This window comes from Virgibacillus sp. 7505, assembly GCF_002272135.1.
Classification (GTDB): domain Bacteria; phylum Bacillota; class Bacilli; order Bacillales; family Amphibacillaceae; genus Terribacillus.
This window is the reverse complement of the sequence record NZ_NPBF01000561.1, coordinates 1-201: the sequence shown is the minus strand read 5'-3', so window position 1 is coordinate 201 and position 201 is coordinate 1. Positions and strand designations below refer to the sequence as shown.

At 52.2% G+C, this 201-nt stretch carries 1 pseudogene; it reads right to left on the bottom strand.

Annotated elements, in window-relative coordinates:
* Positions 1 to 201, bottom strand: a pseudogene (locus tag CHH91_RS20195) (aminotransferase); the annotation flags it as partial.

Genomic DNA, 201 nt, shown 5'->3' with positions numbered 1-201 from the left:
CAGGCAACGAATCATTTGCGAAAGCTGGTTCGTCATGGAAGACGAGGGCCAGTCCGGGATAAGCTGCCAATCCTTTGCCGCTGACTGAACTAGCAAGCCAGACGCCAGATAAGTCAACTGGAACAGAGCCGATGCTGCTGCATGCGTCAAGGCATAAACGAACGCCATGTTTGCTGCAAATCTCTTTTAGGCGGTCAAGAG